The 26,068-nt window shown below is 74.8% G+C and carries 26 protein-coding genes; 13 read left to right on the top strand and 13 right to left on the bottom strand.

Going from position 1 to position 26,068, the window contains the following annotated elements; genetic code table 11:
• Positions 1-9 precede the first annotated feature (9 nt).
• The 3 genes from ACFUVW_RS01120 to ACFUVW_RS01110 all read left to right on the top strand — a co-directional run bounded on the left by ACFUVW_RS01120 (position 10) and on the right by ACFUVW_RS01110 (position 4,807).
• Complete coding sequence (locus tag ACFUVW_RS01120; RefSeq protein WP_430569502.1) at positions 10-1,827, top strand: beta-galactosidase family protein; 1,818 nt, start codon at positions 10-12, stop codon at positions 1,825-1,827.
• A 143-nt stretch (positions 1,828-1,970) separates the two neighbouring features.
• Positions 1,971-3,044 carry a PIG-L family deacetylase gene (locus ACFUVW_RS01115; protein ID WP_430569501.1) on the top strand — a complete coding sequence of 358 codons (1,074 nt, stop codon included), beginning with the start codon at positions 1,971-1,973 and terminating at the stop codon, positions 3,042-3,044.
• The gene (locus tag ACFUVW_RS01110) at positions 3,041-4,807 is read left to right on the top strand and encodes an ATP-binding protein (protein ID WP_430569500.1); all 1,767 of its coding nucleotides are present in this window, start codon (positions 3,041-3,043) and stop codon (positions 4,805-4,807) included. Before ACFUVW_RS01115 ends, ACFUVW_RS01110 begins: the two co-directional genes overlap by 4 nt.
• Here ACFUVW_RS01110 and ACFUVW_RS01105 read toward each other — a convergent pair.
• Genes ACFUVW_RS01105 through ACFUVW_RS01090 form a run of 4 tightly spaced genes read right to left on the bottom strand, consistent with a single transcriptional unit; the run spans position 4,785 to position 9,112 of the window.
• Complete coding sequence (locus tag ACFUVW_RS01105; RefSeq protein WP_430569499.1) at positions 4,785-5,960, bottom strand: hypothetical protein; 1,176 nt, start codon at positions 5,958-5,960, stop codon at positions 4,785-4,787. The two genes, ACFUVW_RS01110 and ACFUVW_RS01105, sit on opposite strands and share 23 nt — an antisense overlap.
• 2 nt (positions 5,961-5,962) lie before the next feature.
• Entirely contained in the window at positions 5,963-7,234 is a 1,272-nt protein-coding gene (locus tag ACFUVW_RS01100; RefSeq protein ID WP_430569538.1) for a glycosyltransferase, read from the bottom strand.
• Positions 7,234-8,160: an ATP-grasp domain-containing protein gene (locus ACFUVW_RS01095; protein ID WP_430569498.1), complete on the bottom strand. Its 927-nt coding sequence runs from the start codon at positions 8,158-8,160 to the stop codon at positions 7,234-7,236. Before ACFUVW_RS01095 ends, ACFUVW_RS01100 begins: the two co-directional genes overlap by 1 nt.
• Before the next feature lie 46 nt (positions 8,161-8,206).
• Positions 8,207-9,112: a neutral zinc metallopeptidase gene (locus tag ACFUVW_RS01090; protein ID WP_430569497.1), complete on the bottom strand. Its 906-nt coding sequence runs from the start codon at positions 9,110-9,112 to the stop codon at positions 8,207-8,209.
• An 81-nt stretch (positions 9,113-9,193) separates the two neighbouring features.
• Between ACFUVW_RS01090 and ACFUVW_RS01085 the strand changes: the two genes are divergently transcribed.
• A complete protein-coding gene (locus ACFUVW_RS01085; RefSeq protein ID WP_430569496.1) occupies positions 9,194-9,928 on the top strand; it encodes a Type 1 glutamine amidotransferase-like domain-containing protein in 735 nt (244 codons plus the stop codon).
• 27 nt (positions 9,929-9,955) lie between these two features.
• Here the strand turns inward: ACFUVW_RS01085 and ACFUVW_RS01080 are convergent, their stop codons facing one another.
• The gene (locus ACFUVW_RS01080; protein WP_430569495.1) at positions 9,956-11,437 is read right to left on the bottom strand and encodes a DUF2809 domain-containing protein; all 1,482 of its coding nucleotides are present in this window, start codon (positions 11,435-11,437) and stop codon (positions 9,956-9,958) included.
• Positions 11,438-11,549: 112 nt separating this feature from the next.
• Here ACFUVW_RS01080 and ACFUVW_RS01075 point away from each other — a divergent pair, with 112 nt between their 5' ends.
• Positions 11,550-13,148, top strand: a complete 1,599-nt coding sequence (locus ACFUVW_RS01075; RefSeq protein ID WP_430569494.1) for an ABC-F family ATP-binding cassette domain-containing protein — start codon at positions 11,550-11,552, stop codon at positions 13,146-13,148.
• On the opposite strand, the gene ACFUVW_RS01070 is transcribed toward ACFUVW_RS01075, so the two are convergent.
• The 3 genes from ACFUVW_RS01070 to ACFUVW_RS01060 are packed head-to-tail and all read right to left on the bottom strand — an operon-like array spanning position 13,121 to position 14,858.
• The gene (locus tag ACFUVW_RS01070) at positions 13,121-14,146 is read right to left on the bottom strand and encodes an SURF1 family protein (protein ID WP_430569493.1); all 1,026 of its coding nucleotides are present in this window, start codon (positions 14,144-14,146) and stop codon (positions 13,121-13,123) included. The two genes, ACFUVW_RS01075 and ACFUVW_RS01070, sit on opposite strands and share 28 nt — an antisense overlap.
• On the bottom strand, positions 14,143-14,379 hold the full coding sequence (locus ACFUVW_RS01065; RefSeq protein WP_430546270.1) for a hypothetical protein: 237 nt from the start codon (positions 14,377-14,379) through the stop codon (positions 14,143-14,145). The genes ACFUVW_RS01070 and ACFUVW_RS01065 overlap by 4 nt, the downstream gene beginning before the upstream one ends.
• On the bottom strand, positions 14,379-14,858 hold the full coding sequence (locus ACFUVW_RS01060) for a DUF3099 domain-containing protein (RefSeq protein ID WP_430569492.1): 480 nt from the start codon (positions 14,856-14,858) through the stop codon (positions 14,379-14,381). Before ACFUVW_RS01060 ends, ACFUVW_RS01065 begins: the two co-directional genes overlap by 1 nt.
• A gap of 151 nt (positions 14,859-15,009) precedes the next feature.
• On the opposite strand from ACFUVW_RS01060, the gene ACFUVW_RS01055 reads away from it, so the two are divergent.
• The 4 genes from ACFUVW_RS01055 to ACFUVW_RS01040 are packed head-to-tail and all read left to right on the top strand — an operon-like array spanning position 15,010 to position 17,288.
• Positions 15,010-15,132, top strand: a complete 123-nt coding sequence (locus ACFUVW_RS01055; protein ID WP_430569491.1) for a hypothetical protein — start codon at positions 15,010-15,012, stop codon at positions 15,130-15,132.
• Complete coding sequence (gene fabG, locus ACFUVW_RS01050) at positions 15,129-15,869, top strand: 3-oxoacyl-ACP reductase FabG (RefSeq protein WP_430569490.1); 741 nt, start codon at positions 15,129-15,131, stop codon at positions 15,867-15,869. The genes ACFUVW_RS01055 and fabG overlap by 4 nt, the downstream gene beginning before the upstream one ends.
• 56 nt (positions 15,870-15,925) lie before the next feature.
• The gene (fabI, locus tag ACFUVW_RS01045) at positions 15,926-16,690 is read left to right on the top strand and encodes an enoyl-ACP reductase FabI (RefSeq protein ID WP_430569489.1); all 765 of its coding nucleotides are present in this window, start codon (positions 15,926-15,928) and stop codon (positions 16,688-16,690) included.
• 49 nt (positions 16,691-16,739) lie between these two features.
• A complete protein-coding gene (locus ACFUVW_RS01040; protein WP_430569488.1) occupies positions 16,740-17,288 on the top strand; it encodes a SixA phosphatase family protein in 549 nt (182 codons plus the stop codon).
• A gap of 7 nt (positions 17,289-17,295) precedes the next feature.
• Here ACFUVW_RS01040 and ACFUVW_RS01035 read toward each other — a convergent pair whose 3' ends face one another.
• The 4 genes from ACFUVW_RS01035 to glgC are packed head-to-tail and all read right to left on the bottom strand — an operon-like array spanning position 17,296 to position 21,350.
• Positions 17,296-17,862, bottom strand: coding sequence for a cysteine hydrolase family protein (locus tag ACFUVW_RS01035; RefSeq protein WP_430569487.1), 567 nt, complete (start codon positions 17,860-17,862; stop codon positions 17,296-17,298).
• Positions 17,859-19,310 carry a purine-cytosine permease family protein gene (locus ACFUVW_RS01030; RefSeq protein WP_430569486.1) on the bottom strand — a complete coding sequence of 484 codons (1,452 nt, stop codon included), beginning with the start codon at positions 19,308-19,310 and terminating at the stop codon, positions 17,859-17,861. Before ACFUVW_RS01030 ends, ACFUVW_RS01035 begins: the two co-directional genes overlap by 4 nt.
• Positions 19,311-19,369: 59 nt before the next feature.
• Complete coding sequence (serB, locus tag ACFUVW_RS01025; RefSeq protein WP_430569485.1) at positions 19,370-20,113, bottom strand: phosphoserine phosphatase SerB; 744 nt, start codon at positions 20,111-20,113, stop codon at positions 19,370-19,372.
• Positions 20,106-21,350: a glucose-1-phosphate adenylyltransferase gene (gene glgC, locus ACFUVW_RS01020; protein ID WP_430569484.1), complete on the bottom strand. Its 1,245-nt coding sequence runs from the start codon at positions 21,348-21,350 to the stop codon at positions 20,106-20,108. The genes serB and glgC overlap by 8 nt, the downstream gene beginning before the upstream one ends.
• A gap of 125 nt (positions 21,351-21,475) precedes the next feature.
• Here glgC and glgA point away from each other — a divergent pair, with 125 nt between their 5' ends.
• Positions 21,476-22,732 (top strand): glycogen synthase, encoded by a 1,257-nt coding sequence (glgA, locus tag ACFUVW_RS01015; protein WP_430569537.1) that lies wholly within the window; start codon positions 21,476-21,478, stop codon positions 22,730-22,732.
• A gap of 28 nt (positions 22,733-22,760) precedes the next feature.
• Here glgA and ACFUVW_RS01010 read toward each other — a convergent pair whose 3' ends face one another.
• Positions 22,761-23,534 (bottom strand): hypothetical protein, encoded by a 774-nt coding sequence (locus ACFUVW_RS01010; RefSeq protein WP_430569483.1) that lies wholly within the window; start codon positions 23,532-23,534, stop codon positions 22,761-22,763.
• An 88-nt stretch (positions 23,535-23,622) separates the two neighbouring features.
• On the opposite strand from ACFUVW_RS01010, the gene ACFUVW_RS01005 reads away from it, so the two are divergent.
• The 3 genes from ACFUVW_RS01005 to ACFUVW_RS00995 form a co-directional block, all read left to right on the top strand.
• Entirely contained in the window at positions 23,623-24,420 is a 798-nt protein-coding gene (locus ACFUVW_RS01005; protein ID WP_430569482.1) for an ABC transporter ATP-binding protein, read from the top strand.
• A gap of 126 nt (positions 24,421-24,546) precedes the next feature.
• Positions 24,547-25,020, top strand: coding sequence for an NfeD family protein (locus tag ACFUVW_RS01000; protein ID WP_430569481.1), 474 nt, complete (start codon positions 24,547-24,549; stop codon positions 25,018-25,020).
• A gap of 64 nt (positions 25,021-25,084) precedes the next feature.
• A partial coding sequence (locus ACFUVW_RS00995) for an SPFH domain-containing protein (RefSeq protein ID WP_430569480.1) occupies positions 25,085-26,068 on the top strand: 984 nt, incomplete at its 3' end.

Below are 26,068 nucleotides of genomic sequence, written 5' to 3'. Positions count from 1 at the left end.
CCCAGCGCCATGCCCACGTTCGAGATCGGCGAGCGGGACTTCCTGCTCGACGGCCGCCCCGTCCAGGTGATCAGCGGGGCGCTGCACTACTTCCGCGTGCACCCCGACCAGTGGGCCGACCGGATCCGCAAGGCGCGGCTGATGGGGCTGAACACGATCGAGACGTACGTGCCGTGGAACTTCCACGCCCCGCAGCCCGGCGAGTTCGACCTCACCGGCCGCCGCGACCTGGGCCGCTTCCTCGACCTGGTCGCGGCGGAGGGCCTGCACGCGATCGTGCGCCCCGGCCCGTACATCTGCGCGGAGTGGGACGGCGGCGGCCTGCCCGCCTGGCTGTTCGCGGACGGTCCCGGCGGGCGGGGCACCGGCGTGCGGCGGCACGACCCGGCGTTCCTTGCCGCGATCGGCACCTACTACGCGCACCTGCTGCCCGTGGTCGCCGAGCGGCAGGTGACGCGCGGCGGTCCCGTACTCATGGTGCAGGTGGAGAACGAGTACGGCGCCTACCCGGGCGTGCCGGCCGACGAGCGCACGCGCTACCTGCGCGCGCTCGTCGACCTCACGCGGGCCCAGGGGATCGACGTGCCGCTGTTCACCTGCGACCAGGCCGACGACGAGCACCTGTCCCTCGGCGGCCTGCCCGAGCTGCACAAGACGGCGAACTTCGGCTCCCGCTCCCTGGAGCGCCTCGCCGTGCTGCGCCGCCACCAGCCCACGGGGCCGCTGATGTGCATGGAGTTCTGGGACGGGTGGTTCGACTCGTGGGGCCTGGAGCACCACGTCACCGCCCCGGAGACCACCGCGGCCGACCTCGACGACCTGCTCGGCGCGGGCGCGTCGGTCAACCTCTACATGTTCCACGGCGGCACCAACCTCGGGCTGACCAGCGGGGCCAACGACAAGGGCACGTACCTGCCCATCACCACCTCGTACGACTACGACGCGCCGCTGTCCGAGCACGGCGCGCCCACCGCGAAGTTCCACGCCCTGCGCGCGGTGATCGCCAAGCACGCCCCGGTGCCCGACGAGGTGCCGCTCGAGCCGGCCCCGGCGCCGGAGCTCGACGTCGTCCTCGACCGTCGGGTGCCGCTGGACGCCGTCCTGGACGAGCTGTCCGGGCGCAGGACGCGGACGTCGGCCCCGCAGCCCCCGACCGCGGACGACCTGCGCCAGTGGTCCGGCTTCGTGCTGTACGGCACGCGGGTCACCGCCGACGACGCGGTCCTCGTGGTCGAGGAGGTGCGCGACCGGGCCGTCGTCGCGCTCGACGGCGACCCGGTGGGCGTGCTCGACCGCACCACCCACGCCTGGTCGCTGCCCCTGCCGCGGCGGGCCGGCACCCTGACGCTGCTCGTCGAGGACCGCGGCCGCGTCAACTACGGCCCCCGGATCGGCGAGCCCAAGGGCCTCGTCGGCACGGTGCGCACCGCCACCCGAGCGCTCACCGACTGGCAGGCCGTGCCCCTGCGGCTCGAGGACGCCCCGGCGCTCCTGGCGGGCGCCGGCGTCTGGCAGCCGGCCGCGGCCGACGCCGACACCGCCCCGGTCGCCCCGGTCGCCGGGCCGTCGTTCCATCGCGGCACGTTCGGCTCCGTCGGAGGCGCCGACCACTTCCTGCGCCTGGACGGCTGGACCCGCGGCCTCGCCTGGGTCAACGGCGAGCTGCTCGGGCGGTACTCGAGCCAGGGCCCCACCGGCACGTACTACGTGCCGGGCCCGCTGGTCCGCGCGGAGGGCAACGAGCTGGTGCTGCTCGAGCTGCACGGCGCCGCCGCGCCCCGCGCGCGGTTCGTCGCCGCGCCCGACCTCGGCCCGACGGAGGCCTGAGGTCGGCTCGGGGGCACCGGACGTCGTCGACGCCGGCCTCGCGCGCCCGCGTTCCTCCTCGCCCCGCCGGACCGCCGTCCACGGGCGCCCTCCGCGCGGCGCGCGTACGGTACGAGCCAGGCGACATCCGGGGGAGGAAGGCCGTGTCCGAGGACCGATTCCGGGCGCTCGTGCTCGAGGACGACCACGACGCGGCGGAGTTCCTGCGCATCGCCCTGGAGCGCTACGGGGGGATGCGGGTCGTCGTCGCCGGGGACGCCGAGGTGGCGCTCGCGGAGCTGCGCCGGCAGCGGTTCGACGTGCTCGTCAGCGACATCCAGCTCCCCGGCCGCTCCGGCCTCGAGATCATCCCCGACGTCCGCGCGACGGACCCGACGCTGCCGGTCATGATCGTCACGGCGTACCCGACGGTGTCCCACGCCGTCGAGGCCCTGCGCGAGGCCGCCGACGACTTCCTCGTGAAACCCGTGACGGCGTCCCAGGTCGTGGAGCGTGCGACCGAGCTCGCCCAGCGCGCCCGCCGCGAGCGGGACGCGTCGCGCCTGCGCGTCCTCGCGGTCGGGGCGCACCCCGACGACGTGGAGATCGGCGTGGGCGGCACGCTCGCCGCGCACGCCGCGGCGGGGGACGAGATCGTAATCCTCACGCTCTCGGGCGGGGCCGTCGGGGGGACGGCGGCCGCCCGTCACGACGAGGCGCTGGAAGCCGCGGCGGTGGTGGGCGCCCGGCTGGTGCACCTCGACTTCCCCGACACCAGGCTCGACCCGGCCGACGGCCTCATCAGCGCGGTCGAGGACGTCGTCGCGGAGATCGTGCCCCACCGGATCTACACCCACAGCGCCCACGACCGGCACCAGGACCACCGGGCGGTGAACGAGGCCGTGCAGGTCGGCGCCCGGCAGGTGCCCAGCCTCTGGTGCTTCCAGAGCCCGTCGGCTACGGTCGCGTTCGCCCCGAACCGGTTCGTGGCGGTCGACGGGTTCGTCGAGACGAAGCTCCGGATGCTCGCCGCGTACACGTCACAGGCGCACCGGGAGTACATGCAGCCCGACGTGATCCGGGCGACGGCCCGCTACTGGGCCCGGTTCAGCCCGGCGCGCGAGGTCGAGCCGCTCGAGACCGTGCGCACCAGCGAGACGGTCGCGACCGCGAGCCCGCTGCGTGCGACGGCTGCCGTCGACGGCCAGGGCGCCGCCGCGCACGGGAGCGGCGGGTGAGACCGAGCGGACTCGTCCGGCGCGTGGACGCGGCGTACCGCCGCGTCGTCGACGCCTGGTTCGCCGACGACGCCGTCGGGCTGCGCCAGCTCCCGGTGACGGTCGCGTTCGCGGCCGTCCTCGCCTTCCTGCTCTGGGGCCCGGCGGGGCAGAGCGCGCTGTGGGAGCCGGAGCCGTCCAACCCGAGACTCCTCGTCACCGCGACCGTGCTGGTGGGGCTGGTCCAGGCGGTCGGCAGCCTGGGCCGGTGGGAGCGGTGGCCCAGGACCTGGCAGCTCCTCCTGCCGCTGGTGCAGATCTTCGCGATCGGCATGCTCGAGCTGGGCTCCGGGTACAGCCTGACGGCGTTCGACGTCCTGCTCTTCATGCCCGTGGTGAGCCTGGCACTGCAGCCCGGCGTCTGGGGCATGGTGGTGGGGCTCGGGGGCGCGGCCGTGGTGCTGCTCGCGCCGACGATCTGGCCGATCGACGTCCCGGGCCGGCTGCCCCCCGCCGTGCACGCGTTCGTCGACCTGCTCATCCTCGGCTTCGTCGCCGTCGGCGCTCACGGGATCGTCAGCGTGTCCCGGCGCCAGGCGCGGCAGCTCCGCCGGGCCCGGGACCAGCTCGCCGTGGGGGCGCGACGGCTCCGCCACTCCCGCGACACGCTGCGGAGCATCCTGGACGCGGCGACCGAGCAGGGCTTCGTCGCGACCGACTTCGCGGGCCGGATCGTCTCCGTCAACCCGGGAGGAGAGCGCCTCCTCGGGCGTGCCGAGGCGGACCTGGTCGGCCACGACGTGGCGGAGCTGGTGGCCCCGGAGGCGCTCGCCGCGCGGCTGGACGAGCCCGGCGCGCCGACCGGAGCCGATGCGGCCAACCGGGTGGTGCTGGGGCACGCGATCGAGGGCGGGGCCCAGTCGCAGGTCTGGGCCGGCGTCCTGCCCGACGGGACGCCGCGGCAGCTGGAGCTCGTCGTGACCGAGCGGCCCGCGCTCGAAGGGCAGGCGCCGGAGCTGCCCGCCGGATACCTGGTGGTCGCCACCGACGTGACCGCACGTGTCGAGGAGGAGCGCACGCAGGACGAGTTCATCGGCCTCGTGAGCCACGAGCTGCGCACCCCGCTCGCGTCGATCCTCGGCTACCTCGAACTGCTGCGGCTCGAGGGCGACCGGCTCGACGAGGAGCAGCGCGGCTACCTGGCGGTCGTGGACCGCAACGCGCGCCGGCTGCGGTCGCTGGTCGACGACCTGCTCACGAGCGCGCAGATGGCGTCGGGGAGGTATGCGCTGGTGGCGGACGAGATCGACGTCGTCGAGGTGGTGCGCGAGGCCGTGGCGAACGAACGTCCGGCGGCGGAGGCGGCGGGGATCGACGTGGAGGTCGCCGGGGACACGAGCGTGCCGCTGCGCTCGGACGCCGGGCGCCTCGGACAGGTGGTGGACAACCTGCTGAGCAACGCCGTGAAGTACAGCGAGCGGGGCGGCCGTGTGCAGGTCACGGTGACGGCGGGGCTCGGTCCCCACGACGCCCGGCTCGCGCGGCTGCAGGTCGTGGACCAGGGGTCGGGCATCCCCGCCGACGAGCTGGGGCGGATCACCGAGCGCTTCTACCGCTCGCGGGAGACTCGCCGGCGTCGCGTGCGGGGCGTGGGGCTGGGCCTCTCGCTCGTGGACCAGATCGTCCAGGACCACGGAGGGACGATGACGTTTCGCAGCGAGCCCGGGCGCGGCACGGAGGTCGACGTGACCCTGCCCGACATCACCCCGGCGGCGAAGGGCTGACCGACCCCGGCGCGGAGGACGGCCCCCACAGCTCAGCGAACGCGGCCCAGTGCGCGTCCGACAGGTGCGAGAGCGGCGTGACGTTGACGTCGGTGACGCCGTGGGTGCCCGCCGCCTCGGCGGTCTCGGCCATGCGCCCCGGCGTGATCGCCTGGGGCGGGTCCGCGTCCGCCGCCCCCGCCCACAGGCCGACGGACACCGTGAAGCGGGACATGTCGTACCCGGCCTCCTCCAGGGCCGCGGTGAGACCCTCGACCTCCGCGGGCGTGCGGTCCTGCCCCACGTAGGCCCACACGACGAGGCGGTCGGCGGACCGGAGCAGGATCTCGTAGTCGTGCCCGGTGGACGGCACGCCGGCGGCCGGATCGTCCCAGTCGACCCGGACGTCCATCGCGAGCTCGATCCGCTCGCCCTGGCCGCCGCGCACGCCGTCGAGCCCGGCGCGCATCCGGGCCAGCAGCCCCGCCAGCACCTCCGACCGCCAGGCCCCCAGCTCGGGGGAGTCCTCGTCGATCTCGCCGCCGGCGTCCCGGGGCCAGTCGTCGGCGCCCGTCATCTCGCGGTACAGGGCGAGGTCGTCGTCGCCGAAGCTGAGGTGGTCGAGGAAGAGCTCGGTGACGGCGATCCGGCTGGGGTCGTAGCGCTCGCCGAGGTCGGTGACGTACTCGACGAGCCGGTCGCCCACCTCGCCCGTGGCGAGCTGGGAGGCCGAGGCCCGGTAGGGGGAGCGGCTGCTGCCGTCGGCGGCGACGCCGGCGATCGAGCGGTCGGCCCGGATCCACTCGGGGACGAACGCGTCGACGATGAGCCCGATCTGGCGCGGGGTGCCGTCGGGGCCCTCCCGCACGGCGCGGGCCGCGCGCGACAGGTGGTCGGTGCCGGGCTCGGCCGCGGCGTCCGGGTGCGCGGGCCAGTCGAACGCCGTGAACTCGACCCGCCCCGCGTTGAGGTCGACGCTGTTGGCGCCCGCGGCGTCGAGGTGCCGGTCGATCGCGGCCCAGTCCGTGCCGGGGTCGGTCACGATGCCGAAGTCGACGCTGACGGAACGCTCCTCCTCGGGCGCGACGGCGGGCCGCATGGTCGGCGGCACGTCCTGCCACGGGCGCGCGACGAGGACGGCGGCGCCGACGGCGGCGGCCAGCGCGAGGACCACGGTCAGGAGCCACGGCCATCGTCGTCGACGAGGCCGCGCACCGACACCGTCCCGCTGCGGTCGAGCTTGTTCCATCGGTTCTCCGCGTTCCCCAGCTCGAGCCGCGCGGCGTCGAGCACGACGAAGGTCATCATCAGCGAGTAGACGGGCCACAACGGGAGGGTCCACAGCTGCCGGAGATCCCCGGGCGCCCGGTCGAGGAGGACGGCGAGGAGCAACAGCGCGAGCGACAGCGGCAGGCCGAGCAGCAGCACCCACCCCCACCACGAGGACGGCGCCCACGAGGGCCCGTCGACGGCGACCAGGACGGCGAGCACGATCATGGCCAGCACCTGCACGAACGGCGCGACGACCTGGGCCGCGGTGTTGTACAGGAGGTACATCCCGAACGCGCCGTAGCGCGGGTTGCCGACCATCGAGCGGTGCATCGAGGTCACCTGGAGCAGGCCGCGCGCCCACCGCACCCGCTGGCGCCACAGGCCGCGCAGGGTCGACGGCGACTCCGCGTACACCAGGGCGTCGGGCGCGAACGTCACCCGGTAGCCCGCCCGTGCCACGCGCCACGTCAGCTCGAGGTCCTCGCCGAGGGTGTCGGTGTGCAGCGCGCCGACACGGTCGAGCACGTCCCGCCGGAAGGCCCCGATGTTCCCCGACACGATCGGCAGGCACCCCAGCACGTCGAGCGCGCGACGCATCAGCCCCGTCCCCACGTGGCTGATGAGGGACAGCAGCCGGGTGAGGACCCGGTCGAGGTTCACGGGCCGGTCGTTGCCGCAGACGGCGCCGACCCGGTCGTCCCGGAACCCGCGGAGCAGCCGCGTGATCGTGTCCGGCCGGAACAACCCGTCGGCGTCGACGAGCACGAGCACGTCGCCCCGCGCCGCCGCGATGCCCGTGTTGAGCGCCGCGCCCTTGCCGGCGTTGTCCTGGCGCAGGGCCCGCACCTGCGGATGCTCGGCCGCGAGCCGCTGCATGCGCGCGAACGTGTCGTCCGACGAGCCGTCGTCGACGCACACGATCTCGAGCGAGGGGTGTGCACTGCGCAGCACGGAGCGCACGCAGTTCTCGATCACCACCGACTCCTCGTACGCCGGCACGACGACGCTCACCATGGGCGCCACGGGGAACATCGGCCCGCACCCGGCCGGGCCCGGTTCGTCGCGCCGGCGCCTGGCCTCGAAGACGAGGGCCGCCGGGACGAAGGCGAGCCGCACCACGCCCACGACCAGCAGCGAGAGACCGAGGACCAGGACGAGCGCGACGAGGACGGACATCACGGCGCGGACCCGCCGACCGCCGAGAGCCACTCGTCGAGGACGGCGTCCAGCACCTCCGGGGCGGCCGCCGAGACGGCGCCGAACCGGGCATTGACCTCGAGGACCACCGGCGTGCCGTCGGCGAGGCGCCGCACGTCCATGTCCAGCGGGCCCACGAGGTCGAGCGCCTCCGCGGTGCGGGCAGCGAGCTTCGCGACGTCGTCGGCCGTGCCTGCCGGCAGCCGCTCCACCGAGGTCGCGTTGCCCACGCGGCCCTCCTTGCGGCCCGTCTTCTCGAGCACGACGACGACGCAGCGTCCGTCGGCGGGGGAGCGGTACACCTGGGGGCTGTACTCGGTGCCGGGGGCGAAGGCCTGCACCACCCAGGAGGCGTCCGTGCTCGCCCAGACCGGGTCGTCGGCGTCCTCGACGACGTGCACGCCCCGCCCGCCGCGGGCGACGCGCGGCTTGACGACGACCGGACCGTCCGCCCAGACCAGGGCCTCCTTCGCCGAGCCCAGCGCGGCCGCGGGAAGGTGCCGCGGGACGGAGACGCCCTGACGCTCGAGCGCCCACATCGTCAGCAGCTTGTCGGCGGCGACCGCGGTGGGACCTGGCGCCGAGAGCACCACCGAGCCGCCGAGCCCCGCGGCGGTGGCGAGGACCGCGAGCCGCGGCAGCTCGTCGGAGACGGTCGGGACGACGAGGCGAGGGCGGTGACGACGCAGCAGGTCGAGCGTCGCGGCGTCGTAGGCGGGGTCGGCGGCCGCAGGCACGGCCTCGACCGCGTCGTACCCCGTCCCGGGGGACGGCGCGAGGTCGACCCCCACGACCCGGCGGCGGTCGGCGTCGGCGCGTCGCGCGAGCTGCGGGCCGAGTGCCCTGCCGGCGGGCCCCGACGCCCCGGTCACGAGGATCGTGAGCTGTGCCGGCGTGTCACCCATGGTCGGATCGTAGGGTCGGCCCGCGAGGGGTGCAGCCGGGAGCGGCTCACAGCGTTCGCGCCGAGAAGGTGTCGCAGTCGGTCAGGGTGCCGCCCTCGTACCCGACGGTGAACCACCGCACCCGCTGCTCGGAGGTGCCGTGGGTGAAGCCCTCCGGGCTGACCTGGCCGGTGGCCTGCTGCTGGATGCGGTCGTCGCCGACGGCCGCGGCGGCGCCGAGCGCCTGCCGCAGCTCGGCCGGGGAGATCGGGTCGAGGAACGTCACGCCGGTGTCGGGGTCGACCTCGGTCGCCGCGGACCCCGCCCACATCCCCGCGAGGCAGTCGGCCATGAGCTCGATGCGCACGGAGTCGGACTCGGGCCCGCTGCCGCTGCGGTCGGCGGCGTCCATCGCGCCGACGAGCTGCTCCACGTGGTGGCCCACCTCGTGCGCCACGACGTACTCCTCCGCCAGCGGTCCGCCCTCGGCGCCGAACTGGGCGGTGAGCTGGTCGAAGAACGACACGTCGACGTAGACGGTCTGGTCGGGCGGGCAGTAGAACGGGCCCGTCGCGCTGGTCGCGGAACCGCACCCCGTCGTCGTCGACCCGGAGAAGCTCTCCACCGGCGGCAGCGCGTACTCCACCCCCGCCTGCTGCGGCAGCACGCGCTCCCAGTAGGCGTCGAGCGACTGCACGGTGGCCGAGAGGCGGCACTCGCGGTCGGTGTTGGCCTGCTCGGCGGTGCACGAGTCGACGTACTGCTCCTGGCCGTCGCCGGCGGGCGCCCCGGCGTCCTGGACCGCGCCGCCGAGGGCCCCGGTGAGCTGGCCCAGGTCGCCGCCGCCGAGGAACACGGCCAGCAGCGCGACGACGACGGCGCCGATGCCGCCGCCGACGACCGCGCCGCGGCGTCCCCCCGCACCCTTGCGGACCCGGCCACCCTCGAACTCGCCGCCCTCGTTGAAGGTCACGGGCACCACGCTAGGTCGCCGCCGGGGTCGGCGCGCGGGAGAGAGCGGGCGCCGGGGCCGTCCGCTCCGTAGGGTGCGGCCATGCTCGCGACGACGACCACGAGAACGACCGGTACGATGCTCGCCCTCGGCGGCGGCGGCTTCTCCATGTCGGACGACGGGACCTCGGCGATCGACGACCACCTGCTCGACCTCACCGGCAAGGGCACCCCGAAGGTCTGCTTCGTGCCGACCGCGAGCGGCGACGACAACGGGTACGCCCGCCGCTTCGAGGAGGCGTTCGCCGGCCGGGCCGAGACGTCGGTGCTGTCGCTGTTCTGCCACGAGCCGTGGGGATACGTCGACCCGACGATGCTGCTCGAGCAGGACGTCGTCTACGTGGGCGGCGGCTCGACGGCGAACCTGCTGGACGTCTGGCGGCGGCACGGGCTGCCCGCGATCCTCGCCGAGGCCACGGCCGCGGGGACCGTCCTCGCCGGCATCAGCGCCGGCATGAACTGCTGGTTCGAGGCCTCGTCGACCGACTCGTTCGGCCCGCTCGCGCCGCTGGACGACGGGCTCGGGTTCCTGCCCGGCAGCGCGTGCCCGCACTACCTGGGCGAGGCGGACCGGCGGGAGTCGTACCTGGGCTGGGTGGCGACCGGCACGCTCCCGGAGGGCTACGCGGTGGACGAGTACGCGGCCCTGCGCTTCGTCGACGGCGTGCCCGTCGAGGCCGTGAGCGAGCAGCCCGGCAGACCCGTGCTGCGCGTCGAGCGCGACGGCGACGGCGCGCGCGAGGTGCCGTTCGACGTGCGCAGGCTGCCCGGAGCCTGACCCCGCCCCGGACCGTCGTGGGGCCAGTCAGTACTCGGTCGGGGTCTCGACCGACTGCCAGTGCCACGGCTCGGGCAGCCGGCCGTCGGGCTCGGCCCAGCCGGGGTGGGTCCAGCCGTGCTCCTCGGCGTGCTCCTTGAGCCACGCGTAGCGCGCGCCGTCGAAGCCCTCGGGGCCCATGGAGAGGTCGACCGCGGTGCCGAGCCCGTGGTTGGAGCAGCCGGGCGGGGCGGCCAGCGGGTTCGGGTCGTCCGGGTTGTACACCTCGACCTGCTGGTCGTAGCTGCGGTAGGCGGAGTTCACCGTGAGGTGCTCGCCGAACTCGGCGCGGTAGGCGGCGTCGAGCGCCACCAACCCGTCCACGACGTCCGCGCGCACGGAGTACTGCGGCGCCCACGGGATCGGCGCGAGCCGCTTCGCCGAGATCTTCCCCGCCTCCGGGAACCAGACCTGGTCGGGCTCGGGGCACACGACGGCGTCCTGCGCGGTCATCAGGTCGGTGGTCGCGTCCGCCAGGTCGCCCCGCAGCGCGGTGAGGTCCGCCGCGGCGGACTCGAGGTCCGCGATCGACGCGGTGGCGAGCCGGTCGTCCTGGGTCTCGGCGGTCAGCTCGTCCGCGGTGCCGAGCGCGTCGCGCGACGTCGCGCGCACCCTCTCGCCGGCGTCCTGCCCGCTCTCGGCGAGCTCGTCGGTGGCGGCCAGCACGCGGTCCGCGCGCCGCACCACCGGGGCGAGCGCGTCGCGCGACTCGGCGGCCTGCGCGCGGGCGAAGACGAGGCGGGAGGCCTGCACGGCCTCGACGTCGCCGTCGAGCCGCGTGCCGAGCTCGGGGGCGTCGCCGGGCATCCGGTCCAGGACCGGCGTCGCGTCGAGCAGCGCGCGGGCGTCGTCGATCGTCGCGGCGAGGTCGTCGCGGACGGCGGGGTCGTCGACCCGGTCGGCGGAGGAGTCGAGGGCGTCCTGCGCGACGACGAGGCGTGCGGACAGGTCCTGCGTCTCCGAGCGCAGCACCCAGGCGAGGGCGCCGCCGCCCGCCGCGAGCGCGACCACCAGCACGACGGGGACGGCCACGTGCGCGCCCCGCCGTCGCGCGCCGGCGACGGCGCGCGCGTGCCGCAGCGAGAGGTCCACCCCGCGCGCCCGGGGGCGGGCGAGGGCGAGCAGCAACCCGCCGGCCACCGCCCCCGCGGCGTACCAGGCCAGGTCGGCGGGCGTGAACGCCGTGCCGAGCACGTACCGTGCGAGGGGGAACCGCGCGACCACCTGGGCCGGGACGTCGGTCAGCCACGCCGCCTCGATCCCGGCGCACACGACGAGCCCGACGACGGCCGCGACCACGGGGCGGGTGCGCGGGACGAGGAACGCGACGAGCAGGACGACGAGCGTCGCGTAGAGGGCGTCCCCGAGCGGCCCGCCGACGGCGGACGGGAGCAGGGCGCGGCCGCCGAGGCCGGCGAGGACCACGAGGACGGCGAGGGCGGCCGTCATCGGGCGGGGGGCGCGGTTCACGCGCGAACCCTATCGAGTGCGCGGGGTGTGTGACTTAAGTCGTCGTGGGCCGGACCCTCGGAGCACTAGACTCGCGAGAGTCTCCCACCCCCTGTCGAAGGACACCCCTGCCTTGATCACCGCCCACGGCGTCGAGCTGCGCTTCGGCGCCCGCACCCTCCTGCACGAGGCGACGTTCCGCATCGCCCCGGGCGACCGCATCGGCCTGGTCGGCCGCAACGGCGCGGGCAAGACGACGCTCACCAAGACGCTGGCGGGCGAGACGCTGCCCGCGGCGGGGCAGATCACGCGGGGCACCGACATCGGCTACCTGCCGCAGGACCCGCGCACGGGCGACCTCGACGTCGTCGCGATGGACCGGGTGCTCAGCGCGCGCGGACTGGACCACATCGTCACGCAGATGCGCGAGACCGAGGGCCTCATGGCCTCGGCCGACGCCGACACGCAGGCCGCCGCGCTCGAGCGCTACCCGAAGCTCGAGGCGCGCTTCCTCGCCGCCGGCGGGTACGCCGCCGAGTCGGAGGCGCACCGGATCACCAGCAACCTCGGCCTCGACGACCGGGTGCTCGCCCAGCCCCTCAACACGCTGTCCGGCGGCCAGCGCCGCCGCATCGAGCTCGCGCGGATCCTGTTCTCGGGCGTCGACACACTGCTGCTCGACGAGCCGACCAACCACCTCGACGCCGACTCCATCCTCTGGCTGCGCGACTACCTCAAGGCGTACAGCGGCGGGTTCGTCGTGATCAGCCACGACGTCGACCTGCTGCGCGCCACCGTGAACAAGGTGTTCCACCTGGACGCCAACCGGGGCGAGCTGGACCAGTACAACCTCGGCTGGGACGCCTACCTGGAGCAGCGCGAGACGGACGAGCGCCGCCGCCGCCGCGAGCGCGCCAACGCCGAGAAGAAGGCCGGCGCCCTGCTCGCCCAGGCGGAGAAGATGCGCGCGAAGGCCACCAAGGCCACCGCCGCGCAGAACATGATCAAGCGCGCCGAGCGGATGATGTCGGGCGTCGAGGGGGAGCGGCGCAGCGACAAGGTCGCGCACCTGCGGTTCCCCAAGCCGGCGCCCTGCGGCCGCACGCCGCTCACCGCCACCGAGCTGTCGAAGAGCTACGGCTCGCAGGAGGTCTTCGCCGGCGTGGACCTCGCGATCGACCGGGGTTCGCGCGTCGTGGTGCTGGGCCTCAACGGCGCGGGCAAGACGACGCTTCTGCGCATCCTCGGCGGCGTCGAGGAGCCCGACACCGGCCGCGTCGTGCCCGGGCACGGGCTGAAGATCGGCTACTACGCCCAGGAGCACGACACCCTCGACATGGACGCGACGGTCGTGGAGAACCTGCGGCACTCCGCCCCGGACCTCACGGACACTCAGGTCCGCTCGGTGCTGGGCTCGTTCCTGTTCAGCGGCGACGACGCGGAGAAGCCCGCCCGCGTGCTGTCGGGCGGCGAGAAGACCCGCCTCGCGCTCGCCACGCTCGTCGTGTCCAGCGCGAACGTGCTGCTCCTCGACGAGCCGACGAACAACCTCGACCCGGCGTCGCGCGCCGAGATCCTCGGGGCCCTGGACACGTACGAGGGCGCGGTCGTGATGGTCACCCACGACGACGGCGCGGTGGACGCGCTCAACCCGGAGCGGGTGCTCCTCCTGCCCGACGGCGACGAGGACCTGTGGTCCGCGGACTACGCGGAGCTGGTGTCGCTGGCCTGAGGCCGCTCCGCGGCGTCGGCGCCGGGTCGCTCGGCGGCGTCCAGCAGCGCGTCCTCGTAGTCCTCGTCGACCTTGCGCCGACGGGGCCGCTGGGGGCGGACGGCGGCACCGGGTCGCTCGGCCCCGTCGTCGAGGCCCGGGCCCTCGCCGGCGGCGAGGAGGTCGCCCGCCGTGACGTGCACGGGACGGGTCTCGCGGCGCCACAGCACGACGTAGCCGCCGAGCGCGCCGAGCGCGAAGATGCACCACTGCACGGTGTAGCTCAGGTGGGAGCCGGGGTCGGTGTCGGGCTCGGGGAGCGCCCCCGGCGTCGTCGCGGCCGCCGGGTCCTCCGAGCGCAGCTGCCCGTACCCTTCCACCGTGGCGCCGTCGGCCCACGCGGCGCCGTCCGCTCCCGCGGCGAGCACCTGGTCGGTGTTGATGGCCTGCACCTGCCCCGCGGGGGTGCCGCGGTCCGAGGCGGGCTCGTCGGGCCGCATCGTCATCGTCACCTCGACCTCGCCGGACGGGGGGTCGGGCACGGAGGACGGGGCGCTCGCGTCCTCGCCCAGCGGCACGAACCCCCGGTCGACGACGAGGACGACCGGCTGCCCGTCCGCGCCGGTCGTCTCGAACGGCACCAGCACGTGGAACCCGGGCAGGCCGCCGACGGGCCGGTTGCGCAGCAGCACCGTGTCCTCGGGGCGGTAGGTGCCGGTGGCCACCGCGGGCCGCCACTCGTCGTCCGGGTCCAGGACGGCGCCGGGCTCCGGGAGCACGTCGGCGAGGGGGACCGGGGCCGCCGCGTAGTTCGACTGCACCAGGTCGATCTGCGCCTCGCGCCACGTGTACCGGTGCCACTGCCAGACGGCGGCGAGCACGCACACGGCGGCCAGCAGCACGGCGCCGAGGCCGAGCGTGATCCACTGCCGGCGGGTGCGCGGGGCCGCCGGCGCGTCGGGGGAGCGGCGGTCGTCCGGCGCCAGGGACGTGCCGGTCGAGGGGTGGTCGGTCGTCACGCGCGATCGAGCTCCGCGACGGGGACGGTCTGCTTCCAGAACGAGCGCGCGCCCAGGAACTGCTCGAGGTGCTCGCGGTGGTCGTCGCACGCGAGCCACACCTTGCGGCGCTCCGGGGTGTGCAGCCGCGGGTTGTTCCACAGCAGGCCCCACGCGGCCTCGGCGCGGCAGCCCTTGGCGGAGCACACCAGCTCGCCCGCCACCGGGTCGGCGTTCGTCCCGAGCACGTCCATCAGCGGGTTCCTCCTGGGTCCTGGTTCGTCGGGTCCTCGTCCGTCGGGTCGTCCTGGTGCTCGACGACACGGTGCGGGCCGTCGAACGTGTCGGGCCCGGAGGCGCGGGTGCCGCCCGGGGCGGGGTCGTCGGTGGCGGGGGCGGCGATCTCGGCGGGCGGGACGTCGACCATCGGGGACGTGTCGTAGGAGACGCGGTCGCGGCCGGCGTTGGCGAAGAGCACCGCCGAGTAGGGCAGGACGACGGCGGCGGCCACCAGCACCAGCCGGATCCAGAGGACGTCCACGAGCACGGCCCCGACGAAGCACACGATCCGGATGCCCATCTGGATGAGGTAGCGCCGCGTGCGGCGCGCCTGGTCCTCCTCCAGCGACTCGGGGGCGCTGGTGATCGAGGGGACCCCGGCTACCTGGTCCGCACCGTGGCGGCGGCCTCCGGAGGGGCGCGGACCGGGAGAGGTCGCGCGGGCGTTGCTCACCCGGCCAGTCTAAGGCGGCCCGCGGAGCCCCAGGGACCCTGCCGGCGAGCACCTCGCCTTGTAGGGATCCGACAAAGCGCCGCGAGGACGTGTGACGCGCCGCGACCCTGCGGGGACGCTCGGTCGGGGTAGCGTCACCAGGGCGTCGGCCGTGCCCGACCGCCCGCAGTACCGTCCCGGCGACGTCGAGCAGCATGTCGAGCAGCATGACGAGCAGCATGACGACGACGCCGGTGCCGCCACACCGCCCCCGACCGCCGAGGAGAACCCGTGACCGACGCCCCCGCCCCCCAGCCCGCCGCGCCCACCGGCCGGGTCGTCGTCGTGACCGGCGCGGCGCGCGGCATCGGTCGCACCATCGCCGAGCGCTTCGTCGCCGCGGGCGACACGGTCGCCACGCTCTACCGGGGCGGTGACCTGCCGGCCGGGGTGCACGGCTACGTCGCGGACGTCACCGACAGCGCGGCCGTGGACGCCGCGTTCTCGGGCATCGAGTCCGACCTCGGCCCCGTCGAGGTGCTCGTCGCCAACGCGGGCGTCACCCGCGACCAGCTCCTCATGCGCATGAGCGACGAGGAGTTCGAGACCGTGCTCGACGTCAACCTCACCGGCACGTTCCGCTGCGTGCGCCGCGCGTCCAAGGGCATGATCCGGGCGCGCAAGGGCCGCATCGTGCTCGTCGGCTCGGTCGTGGGCCTCTACGGCGGCCCCGGCCAGGTGAACTACTCCTCGTCCAAGGCCGCGCTCGTCGGCATGGCCCGGTCGATCACCCGGGAGCTCGGCGGCCGCGGGATCACCGCGAACGTCGTCGCCCCGGGCTTCGTCGAGACCGACATGACCGCCGCGCTGCCCGAGGCCACCCAGAAGCAGTACAAGGCGTCCATCCCCGCGGGACGCTTCGCCTCGACCGACGAGATCGCCGGCGTCGTGGAGTTCCTGGCCTCCGACGCCGCGGCGTACGTCTCCGGCGCCGTCGTGCCGGTCGACGGCGGTCTCGGCATGGGTCACTGACGAGCCCGGCCCGCCCCCTCTTCGCTTCCTCACCCCCGCACAACCGGAAGGTCATCATGGCTCTGCTCGACGGCAAGAAGCTCCTCGTCACCGGCGTCCTCACGGACAGCTCCATCGCGTTCCACGCCGCCCGCCTCGCCCAGGAGGAGGGCGCCGAGGTGGTGCTCACCTCCTTCGGCCGCCAGATGAAGCTCACGCAGGCGTTCGCCAAGCGGCTGCCGGTCACGGCGCCCGTGGTGGAGCTGGACGTCACCAGCGACGAGGACCTCGCGGCGCTCCCCGAGCGCGTCAAGGAGCACGTGGACGGCCTCGACGGCGTCGTGCACTCCATCGGCTTCGCGCCGCAGACCGTCATGGGCGGCAACTTCCTGGGCGCCGAGTGGGGCGACGTCGCGACGGCCCTGCAGGTCTCCACGTTCTCGTACAAGTCGCTCATCGAGGCGGCCCGCCCGCTGATGTCCGGCGGCGCGTACGTCGGCCTCACGTTCGACGCCACGTTCGCCTGGCCGGTGTACGACTGGATGGGCGTCGCGAAGGCCGGCATGGAGTCCGCCAACCGCTACCTGGCCCGTGACCTCGGGCCGCACGGCATCCGGTGTAACCTCGTCTCCGCCGGGCCCATCCGCACCACGGCCGCGAAGTCCATCCCGGGGTTCGCGACCATGGAGGACGCCTGGCCGCAGCGGGCCCCGCTGGGCTGGGACCAGACGACGGCGGAGCCGGCTGCGCGCGCCGTCGTGGCCCTTCTCTCGGACTGGTTCCCCGCCACGACCGGGGAGATCGTCCACGTCGACGGCGGTGTGCACGCGATGGGTCAGTGACGGGTCGGGGCCCGGAGCGGCCCCCGGAACGACCTGTGAGACGGAGCCCATGAGAGCGTTGACGCAGGCCGAGGGCGAGACGCCGACCTGGCGCCTCGTGCTGTTGCGCCATGCCAAGGCGGAGCCCGGCAAGGGCGTGATCCCCGACGACCGCCGCCCGCTGGCGCTGAACGGGCGCAAGCAGGCGAGCCGTGTCGGCATGGCGCTCACCGCGGCGGGCCTGCGGCCGCAGGTCGCGCTCGTGTCCTCCGCGCTGCGCACCCGGCAGACCTGGGACCTGGCCTCCTCGCACCTCGACGGCTCCGCCGACACCGCGCTCGAGGTGCGCGACGAGCTCTACGAGGCGAGCGTGCGCGACGTCCTCGGCCTCCTGCGGGGGGTCGAGGCGTCGGCGCGCACCGTCCTCGTCGTCGGGCACGAGCCCACCATGGCGGCGACGGCGGCGTACCTCGCGGGGGACGGCTCCGACGCCGCGGCCGTCGCGCAGGTGCGGGTGGGCGTCCCCACCGCCACCTACGCGGTGCTGGAGTCCGCCGAGCCGTGGGCCGGCTGGGGCCGGGACGGTGCTCGCCTGGTCCACGTCGGCCGCCCCTCCTGACGACGCGTCAGGCGGTGCCGCGCACCTCGCCCTGCACCTCGCCGAGCACCTCGTCGACCGTCGTGACGTCCACCAGCGGGGCGTAGAGGCGCATCGCGTCGAGGGCCCGCGCGTGGTCGGCGTCGCTCGCCCCGGCGCAGGCGTCGGCCGCCACCCGCACCCGCCGTCCGGCGTCGGCCGCGGGCAGCACCGTCGACAGCACGCAGCAGTCGGTCGAGACGCCGGCCACCACCAGCTCGTCGGCGTGCCCCGTCGCGGCGTCCAGCTCCGGCCCCCACTTGCCGAACGTCGTCGCCGTGACGACCGGGGCCCCGGCCGGGTCCAGTCCGTCCGCGACGTCGTACAGCGGGTCGTCGGGCGGCACGAGGGCGAACGGCCACAGGTCGAAGTACTCCCGCCACGCGCCCTCCGGCTCGTGGGGCGCCACGTAGCGGGTCCACACCGTCCGGCCGGCGAACGCCGGCAGCAGGCGCCGCAGGCCGGCTGCCGCCGACGCGAAGCCCGGCGCGGCCCACGGGCTGCCGGGGCGCGCGAAGACCACCTGCATGTCGACGACGACGAGGGCGGAGCTCACGCCGCCTCCTGGGCCGTCCGCGGGGCCAACGACTCCTGGCGCCGCACCGCTCGGGCGGCGAGGACGAACGTGCCGAGTAGCCCCAGCGCGAGGGCCACGAGCACGCCGAGGTTCGCCCCGGCCCACTGGCCGTCGCGGCCGCCGAGACCGAGCGGTCCCAGCAGGTAGCCCTGCCACGAGAGCCACCCGGCGTACGTGTTGGTGACGAGCCCCCAGCCGACGGCCGTCCCCGCCACGACGAGCAGCACCGCCGACCAGCGCACGCTGCCGTACCGCCCGCGCCGGTCCGCGAGCTCCTCGTCCGCGTAGTTCCGCCGCCGCAGGGCGATGTCTGCGAGCAGCACACCGCACCAGGCGGCGATCGGCACGCCGAGCGTGATGAGGAAGCCCTGGAACGGGCCGAAGAAGTCGTCGGCGACGAAGACGACGTAGGTCGCGCCGAGCACCATGAGGACGCCGTCGATCGCGGCCGCCACCCAGCGCGGGGCGGGCAGTCCCAACGACAGCAGCGCGAGCCCGGAGGAGTAGATGTCGAGCGCGGCCCCGCCGATCAGCCCGGCGAGGGCGACGACCATGAACGGGACGAGGAACCACTCCGGCAGCAGCACGGCCAGCGCGCCGATCGGGTCGGCGCCGATCGCGTCGGCCAGGGCGGGGTCCGACCCGGCGAGCAGCAGCCCGGCGACCAGGAGCAGCACCGGGGGCAGCGAGGCTCCGAACGTCGTCCAGCCGACGACGCCGGGCCCGGACGCGGTGCGCGGCAGGTAGCGCGAGTAGTCGGCCGCCATGTTCACCCAGCCGAGGCCGAAGCCGGTCATCATGAAGACGAGGCCGCCGATCACCTGCGGTGCCTGCCCGGGCGGGATCGCCGCGACGGTCGCCCAGTCCACGTGCCCCGCGACCAGCACCACGTAGATCACGGTGAGCACCGCGGTGAGCACCGTGATGACCTGCTGCAGCCGCATCACGAGCTGGAAGCCGAAGATCCCCGCGGCCACCACGACCAGCGCCACCACGGCGAGCGTCACGACCTGCGTCACGGTGCCGCCGCCCCACCCGAGGGTGCCGAGCACCGTGGCCGTGGCGAGGGTCGCGAGGGCGACGAGCACCGTCTCCCAGCCGACGGTGAGGATCCAGGACAGCAGCGACGGCAGCCGGTTGCCGTCCACGCCGAACGCCGCGCGGCTGAGCACCATCGTGGGCGCCGAGCCCCGCCGTCCCGCGAGCGAGATGAACCCGCAGGCCAGGAACGACGCCACGATGCCGACCGCGCCCACGACCACGGCCTGCCAGAAGGACACGCCGAACGCCAGCAGGTACGCGCCGTAGCCGAGGCCCAGCACGGACACGTTGGCCGCGAACCAGGGCCAGAACAGGTCCCGCGGCCTGCCGTGCCGCTCGGACTCGTCGATGGTGTTGAGCGCGTTGGTCTCGACCGTCGTCGCCATGGTCCGATCCTGGCCCCTGCCAGGGGTTTCGCGCTACGGCTGCGGCGCGGCGGCGCGGCTCAGGGCCGGACGGTGCCGGGCGCGCGGCCCGCCGCGGCGTCCACCGCGTCGATGACGCCGAGCACGTCGTCCAGCCGGGGGCCGTCCACGCTGAACGGCGCCTGCGCGCGCACGAGCGGCTTGGCCGCGAAGGCGATGCCGATGCCCGCGGCGTCGATCATGTCGAGGTCGTTCGCGCCGTCCCCGACCGCGACGGTGTCGACCATCTCGAGCCCGCACTCGGCGGCCCAGCGGCGCAGCGTGGCGGCCTTGTCGGCGCGGTCGACGACCGGTCCGACCGTGCGGCCGGTGAGCACGCCGTCGGCCACCTCGAGGCGGTTGGCGCGCCAGCGGCCGATGCCGAGCGCGTCGGCGATCGGGCCGAGGATCTCGGCGAAGCCGCCCGAGACGAGCCCGAACTCCCAGCCGCGCCGGTGCACCTCGCTCACGAGGTCGGCGGCGCCCGGCGTGAGGACGACGGCCTCGCGCACGGCGGTCAGGGCCTCGACGGGCACACCGCGCAGGGTGGCGACCCGCTCGCGCAGCGAGCCGGCGAAGTCGAGCTCGCCACGCATCGCGCGCTCGGTCACCTCGGCGACCTGCGCGCGGGTGCCGGCGTGGTCGGCGAGCAGCTCGATCACCTCGGCGGTGATGAACGTGGAGTCGACGTCGGTGACGACGAGGCGACGGCGCGCGGGTTCCGCGCCGTCGGCGGCGGGGCCGGGCTCGGGTGCGGCGGCGGAGCGGGGAGCGGGATCAAGCAACGACGGTGCCCTTCGGGACGACGGTGATCCCCGACGCCGAGACGGTGAACCCGCGGGCCCGGTCCTCGTCGTGGTCGACGCCGACCCGGGCCCGTTCGCTCACCACCACGTTCTTGTCGAGGATGGCGCGGTGGACCTGGGCGTGCCGCTCCACCTGGACGTTGTCCATCACGACGGCGTCCGTGACGGTGGCCCAGGAGTGCAGGTGCGCGCCCGGGGACAGGATGGACCCTGCGACGGTCGCGCCGGAGATGAGGACACCAGGCGAGACGATCGAGTCGGCCGCGTGGCCCAGCCGCCCGGGCCCGGCGTGCACGAACTTCGCCGGCGGCAGGCCCGTGTAGCCCGTGAGCAGCGGCCAGTCCTGGTTGTACAGGTTGAACACCGGCTGCACGGCGATGAGGTCGGTGTTCGCCTCGAAGTAGGCGTCGATGGTGCCGACGTCGCGCCAGTAGTCCCGGTCGCGGTCGGTGGAGCCGGGGATCTCGTTGCGGATGAAGTCGTACACCCCGGCGGTGCCGTCCGCGACGAACGCGGGGACGATGTCGCCGCCCATGTCGTGCCGGGAGTCGGGGTCGGCCGAGTCCTTCGTGACGGCCTCGACGAGGGCGTCGGCGTCGAACACGTAGTTGCCCATCGACGCGAGCACCTCGGTGGGGGAGTCGGGCAGGCCCACCGGGCTCTCCGGCTTCTCCAGGAACTCGCTGATCCGCGTCGGGTCCTCGCGGTCCACCTCGATGACGCCGAACTGGTCGGCCAGGGCGATCGGCTGCCGGATGGCGGCCACGGTGGCGCGGGCGCCCGAGGTGACGTGCGCCTCGACCATCTGGGAAAAGTCCATCCGGTACACGTGGTCGGCGCCGACCACGACGACGATGTCGGGGCGCTCGTCGTCGATGATGTTGAGGCACTGGTAGATGGCGTCCGCCGACCCGAGGTACCAGTGCTTGCCCACCCGCTGCTGCGCGGGCACGGACGACACGTAGTTGCCGAGCAGCGACGACATGCGCCACGTCTTCGAGATGTGCCGGTCCAGCGAGTGCGACTTGTACTGGGTCAGCACGACGACGCGCAGGTAGCGCGAGTTGATGATGTTGGACAGCGCGAAGTCGACGAGCCGGTAGATGCCCCCGAAGGGGACCGCCGGCTTGGCGCGGTGCGCGGTGAGCGGCATGAGGCGCTTGCCCTCGCCCCCGGCGAGGACGATCGCGAGCACGCGGGGCTGGGTCGACGCCATGCCACGACCCTAGGGCGTCGCAGGCCGCCGCGCCCGCGACCCGCCGACCCCGCTAGGTTGGCCGCGTGAGCACGCCCACCAGCAGCCCCACCACCAGTCCGACGAGCAGCCCGACGAGCGGCCGGATCCGGGTCGACCTGCTGACCCGCGAGTACCCGCCGCACGTCTACGGCGGCGCCGGGGTGCACGTCGCCGAGCTGTCGTCCGTGCTGCGCCGCGAGGCCGACGTGCGGGTGCGCTGCTTCGAGGGGCCCCGCACCGGCGGCGACGCCGAGCCCGGCGTCACCGGGTACGGCGTGCCGGCCGAGCTCGCCGCCGCGAACCCCGCCCTCGGCACGTTCGGCGTGGACCTGGCGATGGCGCAGGACGTCGGGGGAGCCGACGTCCTGCACTCGCACACCTGGTACGCCAACCTCGCCGGGCACGTCGGCGGCCTGCTGCACGGCGTGCCGCACGTCGTGACGGCGCACTCGCTCGAGCCGCTGCGGCCTTGGAAGGCGGAGCAGCTCGGCGGCGGGTACGCGCTGTCGTCGTGGGCGGAGCGCACGGCCTACCTGGGCGCCGCCGGGGTCATCGCCGTGTCGGCCGGGATGCGGGCCGACATCCTGCGCGTCTACCCGGAGCTCGACCCGGAGCGGGTGCACGTCGTGCACAACGGCATCGACCTGGCCGGCTGGCGGCGCCCCGCGGCCGGCGACCCGGTCGCGGAGCGCGTCGTCCGCGACCTCGGCATCGACCCCGAGCGCCCGGCGGTCGTGTTCGTCGGGCGGATCACGCGGCAGAAGGGCCTGCCGTACCTGCTGCGCGCGGTGGCCCGGCTGCCGCGCGAGGTGCAGGTCGTGCTGTGCGCGGGCGCCCCGGACACCGAGGAGCTCATGGCCGAGGTGCGCGGGCTCGTGGCCGACCTGCGCCGCGCGCGGGGCGGCACCGGCGTCGCGGGGCCCGGCGGCTCCGGCGCGGAGGCCGGCGTGGTCTGGATCGAGCAGATGCTGCCCCGCCCGGACCTGGTCGCCGTCCTCGCGGCGAGCACCGTCTTCGTCTGCCCGTCGGTGTACGAGCCGCTCGGGATCGTCAACCTCGAGGCGATGGCCGTGGGGCTGCCCGTGGTGGGCACGGCGACGGGCGGCATCCCCGAGGTGGTCGACGACGGCGTCACGGGCGCCCTGGTGCCGATCGAGCAGGCCGACGACGGCACGGGCACGCCCCTGGACCCGGAGCGCTTCGTCGCGGACCTGGCGGCCGACCTCGAGCGCGTGCTCGCCGACCCCGCCGGGGCGGCGGCGATGGGGGAGGCCGGCCGGCACCGGGCCGAGGAGCTGTTCTCCTGGGAGGCCGTGGCCGAGCGCACCGTCGACGTCTACCGGTCCGTCCTCGCCCGCTGACCGGGCGCCACGCGCCGTCAGCGGGCCGTCAGTGGACCGCGGCGTACGTCGCGGCACTGAGGGCGTGCCGCGCGGTGCGCTCCACCTCGCGCAGGGCGGTGGACCGCTGGTCCGACTGCCAGAGGTTCACGGCGCCGCCGTCGTCGACGGTCGCGAGGTCGACGATCGCGAGCAGCCGGGTGGCGAGCTGGAGCACGCGGGCCCGGCGGCCGTCCAGCGGGGGCACGGGCCAGGCGTCCGTGCTGCCGCCGCGCAGCCGCTCGATGGCGTCCGCGGCGTCGTCGCGCCACCGGGCGACGTCGAGGGCGTCGAGCGCGTCGGTCGCGGTGACGAGGCTGGTGCGCAGCTCGCGCTCGGCGTCCGCGAGCGAGCCCAGGGTGCCGGCCACGTGCGTCGACCAGGCGGGCACCGGCCGCACCTGCCAGGCCACGAGGTGGCCGGGCTCGAGGGCGCTGCCGAACGCCGTGACGGCGGGGACGGCGGCCCACGACCCGGCCGGCGTGGTGATCATCACGCACTCGCCGGCGTCGGTGGCCTCGGCGCTCACCGCGGCGGGGGTGCCGCCCGGGTCGCCGGGCGCGGGCAGCAGGGCGCAGACCTCGCGGGGCCCGGCGAGCCACGCGGTGACGAGGTCGCGCAGGTCGGCGTCGTCCTCGTCGGCGCGGCCGGGCAGCCCGACGACGCCGTGCGGCTCGTCGTCGCCCTGCACGCTGCGCACCACGACGCCGGGGGCGGCGCCCGCGGTGGCGAGCCAGAGCGCCAGCACGACGCTGCGGGGCAGCGCGGTCGGGTCGGTCTCCACGGCCCTCACAGTAGACGTCCCGGTGCCGCCCCCGCAGGCCCGCGGCGAGGGCCGGGCGGAGCGTCGGGCTCGGGTAGGGTCGGGCCTCATGAGCGCGGTTCTCGACCTGCAGGGCGTCACCGTACGACGCGGTACCACCACCATCCTCGACGCCGTGGACTGGCAGGTGAACGAGGGCGAGCGCTGGGTCGTCCTCGGCCCCAACGGCGCCGGCAAGACGACGATGCTGCAGATCCTCGCCGCGCGGTCGCACCCCACGGCCGGTACGGCCGAGCTCCTGGGCGAGCGGCTGGGGCGGGTCGACGTCTTCGAGCTGCGCCCGCGGATCGGCTTCGCCTCCGCCGCGCTCGCCGACCGGATCCCGGGGAGCGAGGCCGTGCGCGACGTCGTGCTCACCGCGGCGTACGGCGTGACGGGCCGCTGGCAGGAGTCGTACGAGGAGTTCGACGAGCAGCGCGCCAAGGACCTGCTCGCGGCGTTCGACGTCGCCGACCTGGCGGACCGCTTCTACGGCACGCTGTCGGAGGGGGAGCGCAAGCGCGTGCAGATCGCCCGCGCGCTCATGACCGACCCGGAGATCCTGCTGCTCGACGAGCCCGCGGCGGGCCTGGACCTCGCCGGCCGCGAGGAGCTTGTGGGCGCGCTGTCCGAGCTCGCGGCCGACCCGGCGTCGCCCGTCCTGGTGCTCGTGACGCACCACGTCGAGGAGATCCCGCCGGGGTTCACGCACCTCATGCTCATGAAGCGCGGCGGCATCCAGGCCGCGGGCCCGATCCACGAGGTGCTCACCGCCGACAACCTCTCGCAGGCGTTCGGCACGCCCCTCATGGTCGCGCACGGCGGGGGCCGCTGGCTGGCCCGCGCGGCGCGACCCGCCGGTCGCTGAAACGGCTTCCCGCGTCGGCTCAGGCTTGGTAAAGTCTGTGCAAAACCTGGTGGCGGGGACGTCGCTCCCCTGAGGGGAGCTCCCGGTACCGCACGCTTCCGCGAGGGACGACGAGGGGAGAGGACCGTGGACTCCTGGCTGTGGTGGGTCGGAGGAGCGCTGCTGCTCGCCGCGATCGAGATGCTCTCGTTGGACCTCGTGCTGATCATGCTCGCCGGCGGCGCCCTCGGCGGGGCCGTCACGGCCGCCGCGGGCGGCGAGCTCTGGCTGCAGATCCTCGTCGCGTGCCTCGTCTCCGCACTGCTGCTCTTCACGCTGCGCCCGTGGCTGCTGCGCCACCTGCGCCGGCGCGTCCCGCTCGTCGAGACCAACGCGGCGGCCCAGGTCGGCCGCACCGCGATCGTCCTGGCCGAGGTCACGGAGACCGGCGGCCGCGTCAAGCTGCAGGGCGAGGTCTGGAGCGCGCGCCTGGAGGACGACGGCATCCCGAACTCCACCGGGCACGTCCCCGTCGGCGCTGAGGTGCGCGTCGTCCGGATCGACGGCGCCACCGCCGTGGTCGCCCCCGTGGCGACGACGCACGAGCAGCGCTCCGCCTGACCGCCGCCGGTCGGCGACCGGTGACCGCCTCCGATCGTCGACCGTGTCGACGGAAGGGATTCCTGTGAACGACACCGAACCCGGCACCATCGTGCTCTACGTGGTGCTCATCATCCTGGCGATCGTGCTGATCGTCGCGCTGGTCAAGGCCGTGCGCATCGTGCCCCAGGCGACGGCGCTGATCGTCGAGCGGCTCGGTCGCTACAACAAGACCTTCGAGCCCGGGCTGCACCTGCTGGTGCCGTTCGTCGACCGCATCCGCGCCGGCGTCGACCTGCGCGAGCAGGTCGTGTCCTTCCCGCCGCAGCCGGTGATCACGAGCGACAACCTCGTGGTGAGCATCGACACGGTCATCTACTTCCAGGTGACGGAGCCGAAGTCGGCGGTGTACGAGATCGCGAACTACATCACCGGTATCGAGCAGCTCACCGTCACCACGCTGCGCAACGTCGTCGGCTCCATGGACCTCGAGCAGACGCTGACGAGCCGCGACCAGATCAACGGCCAGCTGCGGGGCGTGCTCGACGAGGCCACCGGCCGCTGGGGCGTGCGCGTGAACCGCGTCGAGCTGAAGTCGATCGAGCCGCCGGCCTCCGTGCAGGGCGCGATGGAGCAGCAGATGCGCGCCGAGCGCGACCGCCGCGCCACGATCCTCACGGCCGAGGGTGTCAAGCAGTCGCAGATCCTCACGGCCGAGGGCGAGAAGCAGTCCCAGATCCTGCGGGCCGAGGGTGACGCCCAGGCGAAGATCCTCCAGGCCGAGGGCGAGGCGCGCGCCATCCTCCAGGTGTTCGGCGCGATCCACGAGGGCGACGCCGACCCGAAGCTGCTGGCGTACCAGTACCTGCAGATGCTGCCGGAGATCGCGAACGGCAGCGCGTCGAAGCTGTGGGTCGTGCCCACGGAGTTCACCGCCGCGCTCGGCTCGATCGCCAAGGGCTTCGGCGGGGTGCCCGGTACCCCCGGCATCCCGACGCCGCCGGCCGACGACGAGGGCGGCGCCGAGGCGCGGCCGCGGCCGTCGACGCTCCCCACGTCGGCCCTGGAG

This window comes from Isoptericola sp. NPDC057391, assembly GCF_042668085.1.
Taxonomy (GTDB): domain Bacteria; phylum Actinomycetota; class Actinomycetes; order Actinomycetales; family Cellulomonadaceae; genus Isoptericola.
Note: the sequence above shows the minus strand (reverse complement) of the source record. Positions and strands in the feature narration are given on the sequence as shown.